The sequence below is a fragment of the Acinetobacter sp. YH12039 genome (genome assembly GCF_013420015.1).
GTDB lineage: Bacteria > Pseudomonadota > Gammaproteobacteria > Pseudomonadales > Moraxellaceae > Acinetobacter > Acinetobacter amyesii.
Genome location: NZ_VOZA01000084.1, coordinates 1 through 6,381, shown reverse-complemented (window position 1 = coordinate 6,381; position 6,381 = coordinate 1). Strand labels below are relative to the sequence as shown.

Annotated in this window: 6 protein-coding genes; 5 read left to right on the top strand and 1 reads right to left on the bottom strand. The window is 42.1% G+C overall.

The window, feature by feature from the left end; all coding sequences use genetic code 11:
- Window positions 1-161 precede the first annotated feature (161 nt).
- On the bottom strand, window positions 162-602 hold the full coding sequence (gene dtd / locus FTT98_RS17035; protein WP_168379709.1) for a D-aminoacyl-tRNA deacylase: 441 nt from the start codon (window positions 600-602) through the stop codon (window positions 162-164).
- A gap of 229 nt (window positions 603-831) precedes the next feature.
- Here dtd and FTT98_RS17030 point away from each other — a divergent pair, with 229 nt between their 5' ends.
- From FTT98_RS17030 to asd, 5 genes are all read left to right on the top strand, one after another.
- On the top strand, window positions 832-2,349 hold the full coding sequence (locus tag FTT98_RS17030) for a catalase (RefSeq protein ID WP_180042296.1): 1,518 nt from the start codon (window positions 832-834) through the stop codon (window positions 2,347-2,349).
- A 181-nt stretch (window positions 2,350-2,530) separates the two neighbouring features.
- A complete protein-coding gene (locus tag FTT98_RS17025; protein ID WP_078193253.1) occupies window positions 2,531-3,031 on the top strand; it encodes an ankyrin repeat domain-containing protein in 501 nt (166 codons plus the stop codon).
- Between the two features lie 146 nt (window positions 3,032-3,177).
- Window positions 3,178-4,386: a nicotinate phosphoribosyltransferase gene (pncB, locus tag FTT98_RS17020; RefSeq protein ID WP_180042294.1), complete on the top strand. Its 1,209-nt coding sequence runs from the start codon at window positions 3,178-3,180 to the stop codon at window positions 4,384-4,386.
- Between the two features lie 153 nt (window positions 4,387-4,539).
- A complete protein-coding gene (locus FTT98_RS17015) occupies window positions 4,540-5,388 on the top strand; it encodes a sulfurtransferase (RefSeq protein WP_180042298.1) in 849 nt (282 codons plus the stop codon).
- A complete protein-coding gene (gene asd / locus FTT98_RS17010; RefSeq protein ID WP_180022320.1) occupies window positions 5,385-6,236 on the top strand; it encodes an archaetidylserine decarboxylase in 852 nt (283 codons plus the stop codon). The genes FTT98_RS17015 and asd overlap by 4 nt, the downstream gene beginning before the upstream one ends.
- Window positions 6,237-6,381: the final 145 nt, after the last annotated feature.

Below are 6,381 nucleotides of genomic sequence, written 5' to 3'. Positions count from 1 at the left end.
GAGTGATGGGAGAGAATGTTCAAGAGTGGATTCTAAATGTTCAGATAAAGACATAAAAAAATGAGCGTATTTACATACACTCATTTTTACTACATTTTACTAAAATTTGCTTAACTGACTGGCATTACCCTTATTAGGGGCTTTTTTTAATGCTTCAGTGGTTATTCAACTTCTAAATTAAAGGTCACTGGACCGTCATTAACCAAATGCACTTTCATGTCGGCGGCAAAGATGCCTGTTTGTACATGGTCATATTGACTCTTGGTGTAATCGACCAGCTGTTCATACAGTGCTTTGGCATCGTTTGGCGGCATGGCAGGGCCAAAATCGGGGCGCAGGCCTTTTTGCGTTTGCGCCATCAGGGTAAATTGAGACACCAAGAGGATACCGCCGCCGGCTTGACTGACATTCCAGCCCATCTTGCCTTGTTCATCATCAAAAAAGCGGTATTTCAAGATCTTATCGATCAGCTTTTTGCCTTTTTCTAAATCATCCGCTTTGCCAAGGCCTAAAAACACCAAAATACCGTGATTAATTTCACCCGTGATCTCACCATCGACCACCACTTTGGCTTCTAAAACACGTTGTAACAAGGCCCGCATAACTTCTTCCGAATAGAAAATTGAACATAGGGCAGGGATTGTAGCAAAGACAGCATTCTTTCGAGGCGATGTTTAGAAAATTTTGGGCTCAAATATTTGAAAATGAAATGTATATTTTTTATAAATCCAACAATACGATTGAATTTATAAAAATAATCTGTTTTATCTATTTATTGAATGCCAGTATCTTTGCGGGGCAGGAAAGGTATTTAACAGAGAGATTAAGACGATGTTTAAGCGTTCTTTATTGGTTGCGATGTTAGCAACAGCAACAGCGGCGACTCAAGCAGCGCCATTAACCAAAGACAATGGTGCACCAGTAGGCGATAACCAAAACTCGATTACTGCGGGTCCTAACGGTTCTGTATTACTACAAGATGTTCAACTCATCCAAAAATTACAACGCTTTGGCCGTGAGCGTATTCCTGAGCGTGTAGTACATGCGCGTGGTACAGGTGCTTATGGTGAGTTCGTTGCAACTAAGGACTTATCAGATTTAACCGTTGCTTCGCTTTTCAAAGCGGGGACTAAAACACCGGTATTCTTACGTTTCTCGACTGTAATTCACGGTAAACATTCTCCAGAAACTCTACGTGACCCGCACGGTTTCGCGATCAAGTTCTATACGCAAGAAGGCAACTGGGATTTAGTGGGTAACCAAACTCCAGTCTTCTTCATTCGTGATGCAATTAAATTCCCTGACTTCATTCACGCAATGAAGCCAAGCCCAATTGACAACGTTCAAGACGCAAACCGCGTATTTGACTTCTTGTCTAGCCAGCCATGGGCAACCAATATGTTGACTTATGTGTATGGTAACCAAGGTGTGCCTACCAGCTACCGCGAACAAGACGGCTTTGGTGTACATGCATACAAGCTTTATAACGACAAAGGCGAATACAAATACGTTAAATTCAACTTCCGCTCTAAACAAGGCGTGAAAGGTCTGAACGTTAAAGAAGCTGCTGAGCAACAAGGTAAAGATTTCAACCACTTGACTAACGATCTTTATAACAACATCAACGCTGGTAAATTCCCGAAATGGGATCTTTATATCCAAGTGTTAGATCCTAAAGATTTAAACAGCTTTGATTTTGACCCGCTTGATCCAACAAAAATTTGGCCTACAGATCTAGTGAAAGAAACCAAAGTGGGGACTTTAACGCTGAATCGTATGCCGAAAAACTTCTTCAATGAAACTGAACAAGTGGCATTGGCTCCAGGTAACTTAGTCCCAGGTATCGAGCCATCAGAAGACCGTCTGCTGCAAGGCCGTATCTTTTCTTACTCAGATACACAAATGTACCGTTTAGGTGCGAACCACCAACAAATTCCAGTCAACCGTCCATTAGTTGCTGTAAACAACAACAACCAAGATGGTTACATGAATGTTGGCGGCACTTCATCAAATGTGAACTACGAGCCAAGCCGTATTGAGCCAAAACCAGCGACTGCGAAAGCGCGTGCGGTTGAAACACCGCTTTCTGGCACAGTTCAGCAAAAAGGCGTGAAAGAGCAAAACTTCAAGCAGGCGGGTGAGCTTTATCGTTCATACTCTGCGAAAGAGAAAGAAAACTTAATCATGAACTTGGCTGCTGACCTTGGCAACGTAAAAGATTCGGAAACGAAACACATCATGTTGTCTTACTTCTACAAAGCAGATGCAGACTACGGTACGCGTATGACTAAAGCAGTAAACGGTAACCTTGCAACTGTAAAAGCTAAAGCAGCACAACTGAAAGACTAATTTCGATCAGTCTGAAGGATTGGTAACTAGGGTCTAGAACGTTACCTCAAAAAAGTCCTATGAAGCTCCATACCTTTCCTGCACCCTAGGGGGAGTTTCATAGGCACTCCTTAAATATTCATTTTTATGAAATGAATCATTTCTAATTCAATTCTACATTTGTTTTCTGTTGGAGTTCATCATGAAAGTTATGCAGCATTTGACTTTAGCCAGTCTTCTTGCGTTTGGTTCCGCATTCGCAAACGTGGCAATCGCGGAAGATATCTCCCCCGCTAAAGCAACTGCAAGCGATCAGATGACCTCACAACAGGAATTGATCGCAATTTTCTTTGCTGCAGCCAAAACTGGCAATGAAGAAGTCATCAATGAATTTCTTAAGCACGGTTTTCCGGTCGATGTGCGCAATGCTTCGGGTTTTACACCACTGATGATGGCGACCTATTATGGTCATCAAAATATTGTGACTCGTTTGCTAGAACAAGGTGCAGACCGCTGCGCACGTGACAATAAAGGCAACACTGCATTGATGGGTGCCATGTTTAAATTAGAATGGGCGATTGCAAAGCAATTACGCCAAGTGGATTGCGATGCAAATGCCAAAAAAATGGGGCAAAAGACTGCAGAACAGTTTGCGCGTGAATTTGGTCAAGAAGAAAAATATCGACAGTTACTCAAAAAATAGTGAGCTTGATCGCGCTCAGCTTCAGCAAAAAAATTGAAAAAAGTCGATGAATCGCGGTGATTTATAAGTTATTCCACTAAATCAATCGGCTTTTTATCAATAAAGTATGCTTTAATGCAAAGAGTTGATAAAAACTGAAAGTCTTTATGTCTCCAATCATCCAATCCTTATTAGACACAGATCTGTATAAATTCACCATGCTTCAGGTGGTGTTACACAAATTTCCGCAAACCCATAGTGTGTATCACTTTCGTTGCCGTAACTTGGATGATACAGCCTATCCACTGGTTGAAATTTTGGATGATTTAAACATGCAGCTCGACATGCTTTGTCAGTTGAAGTTTAAAGATGATGAATTGCAGTATTTACGCAGTTTACGTTTTATTAAAAGCGATTTTGTTGATTATCTTGAATTATTTCAGCTTAAACGCCGTTTTATTAAAGCGGGTATTGATGATGAAGGTCGACTGGATATTTGGGTAGAAGGCCCAATGGTTCAAGCGATGATGTTTGAAATCTTTGTTTTAGCCATCGTCAATGAATTATATTTCCAACGTATTCGTACACCCGAAGTTTTAGCCGAAGGTGAGCGCCGTTTGCAACATAAGATTGCCTTGCTGAAGCAGTATGAAGCACGGCAAAATCCAAATGATCCACCATTCTTGGTCTCTGATTTTGGCACGCGTCGTCGTTATAGTTATGCATGGCAAAAGCATGTAATTGAAGAATTAAATCAGGCTTCACCGTATATTTTCCGCGGTACAAGTAATGTTCTGATTGCCAAAGACTTGAACATTACTCCAATTGGTACGATGGCGCATGAGTTCCTACAAGCATTCCAAGCGCTTGATGTTCGTCTACGTAACTTCCAGAAGTCTGCGCTAGAAACATGGGTGCAGGAATACCGCGGTGACTTAGGAATAGCCTTAACAGACGTTGTCGGTATGGATGCGTTCCTACGTGACTTCGATTTGTACTTTGCCAAACTATTCGACGGTTTACGTCATGACAGTGGCGACCCGTATGAATGGGGCGATAAAGCCTATGCACATTACAAAAAGCTTAAAGTCGATAGCAAAAGTAAAATGCTGACCTTTAGTGATGGTCTAAATATCGAAAAAGCGTGGGATTTGCATAATTACTTCAAAGACCGTTTCCAAGTGAGTTTTGGTATTGGCACCAACTTGACCAATGATATGGGACAAACTGCGCTGAATATCGTACTGAAACTGGTTGAATGTAATGGTCAATCTGTGGCAAAAATTTCAGATAGTCCGGGTAAAACCATGACAGATAATGATACTTTCTTAGCGTATCTACGTCAGGTGTTTGACATCTCTGAAGTTAGCGCTTAAACACAGCATTAGATAAAACTAAAAAAGCCGAATCAATGATTCGGCTTTTTTATATCTAAAATATTGCTAAAGGAATGCAAAAATTCAGAATAATAGTGAAAATGACTTATGCTAAGATCGAATTTAATCGCACAAAATACAACACGAACAACGATGACAGCATCTACACTGAATTTTGGTCTGCTGATTGAAGCGGAAGAATTGGTTCCACATCTTGGTAATGAAAAACTACGGATCGTCGATTTGAGTCGTCGTTCGGTTTATGACCAATTGCATATTCCACATGCACTGCATGTGCAGCCGAAACTGTTAGTGCGCCAAGAAGAACAAGCGATGGGGCTTTTACCTGACCAAGCCGGTTTAGAACAGTTCATCAGCTATCTGAATATCAGTCCAGAACATCATGTAGTAGTGTATGACGATGAAGGTGGGGCATGGGCTGGTCGACTGATTTGGAACTTACATTGCCTCGGTTTTGAAAATACCAGTCTCCTCAATGGTGGCATCCATGCTTGGCTTGGGGCAGGCTTACCGACCTCGTCTGAAATTGAGCAATTTGAACCCGTGAGCCCATTGGTTGAAGTAAGTGCAGAGGCGCGTGCTCAGTATCAAACAGATTATGATGAGCTATTGGCTCGTGTGCAGCAGGAGCAAATCCAAGTATGGGACTGCCGTACCGAAGATGAATATACAGGCCTACGTTTGGCTGCGCGACGCGGCGGTCACATTCCGGGGGCACGACATTTCGAATGGAGTACTGCCCTTAACCGGGAAAATCATTTAAAATTGCATCCTTTAGAACGCACACAACAACGCTTAGAACAATTGGGATTCAATTTAAACGAACCTGTGGTGGTATATTGTCAGTCCCATCATCGGTCGGGCCTAGCTTATATACTGGGACGTTTACTCGGTTGGAATATTCGAGCTTATGATGGTGCGTGGAGCGAGTGGGGCAACCGACTCGATAGTCCTGTGATCACCGGAGAGTTGCCGTCTTGAGCCTTACATCTCAGTTAAAAAAACAAATTTTTATTCAAGCTCAGCGTGTTGTTCCGCAGCACAAATTATCACGTATCGTGGGTAAATTGGCTGCGAGTGAAAACCCTGTGGTGAAAAATGCTGTGATTACCGCATTTAAAGCACAGTATGGCATCGACATGTCGATTGCTGAGCAAAGTAATGCCCTGAAATTTAAATCATTCAATGAATTTTTCACTCGTTCTTTAAAAGAAGGCGTACGTGTAGTTGATGCAAATGCCAACAGTGTTGTTTCACCCGCAGATGGTGCGATTTCACAACTAGGTAAAATTGAAAATGGTGACGTATTTCAGGCCAAAGGGCAGAAGTTCACCGTTGAAAACCTGATTGCCGATCCACAATTGGCAGAGCCGTTTAAAAATGGGCAGTTTGCTACGGTTTATTTGTCACCAAAAGACTACCACCGTGTACATATGCCATTTGCAGGAACATTGACAGAAACCCTGTATGTACCGGGTGAATTGTTCTCAGTAAACCAGACCACTGCTGAAAATATTCCGGGTTTATTCGCTCGTAATGAACGCATGGTCTGCTTATTTGATACAGAAGTTGGTCGTATGGCGGTCGTACTGGTAGGTGCAATGATCGTGGCAGGTATTGAAACCGTGGCTACAGGTAAAGTTAAACCGACAGGGCGTTTGGAACTGAATCAACACGATTTATTCTTAGAAAAAGGTGCAGAATTGGGCCGTTTCTATTTAGGTTCAACAGCGGTTGTGTTGTTTGAAGAAAACAAAATGCAATGGGATGCGACCTTTAAAGCCAACTCGACTGTGGTGATGGGCGAAGCTATAGGGCATACCATTTAATGAATTCCCTCTCCTTTTAGGCATAGGTATCTACACAAATCCCAAGTTTTGGGTTAAATTGAAGAGCATGCTCTTCAATTTAATATCTCCCATCTTGATACACGTCTCGTCAGACGATACAACGCCCTCGTAAAGCTTAATATGA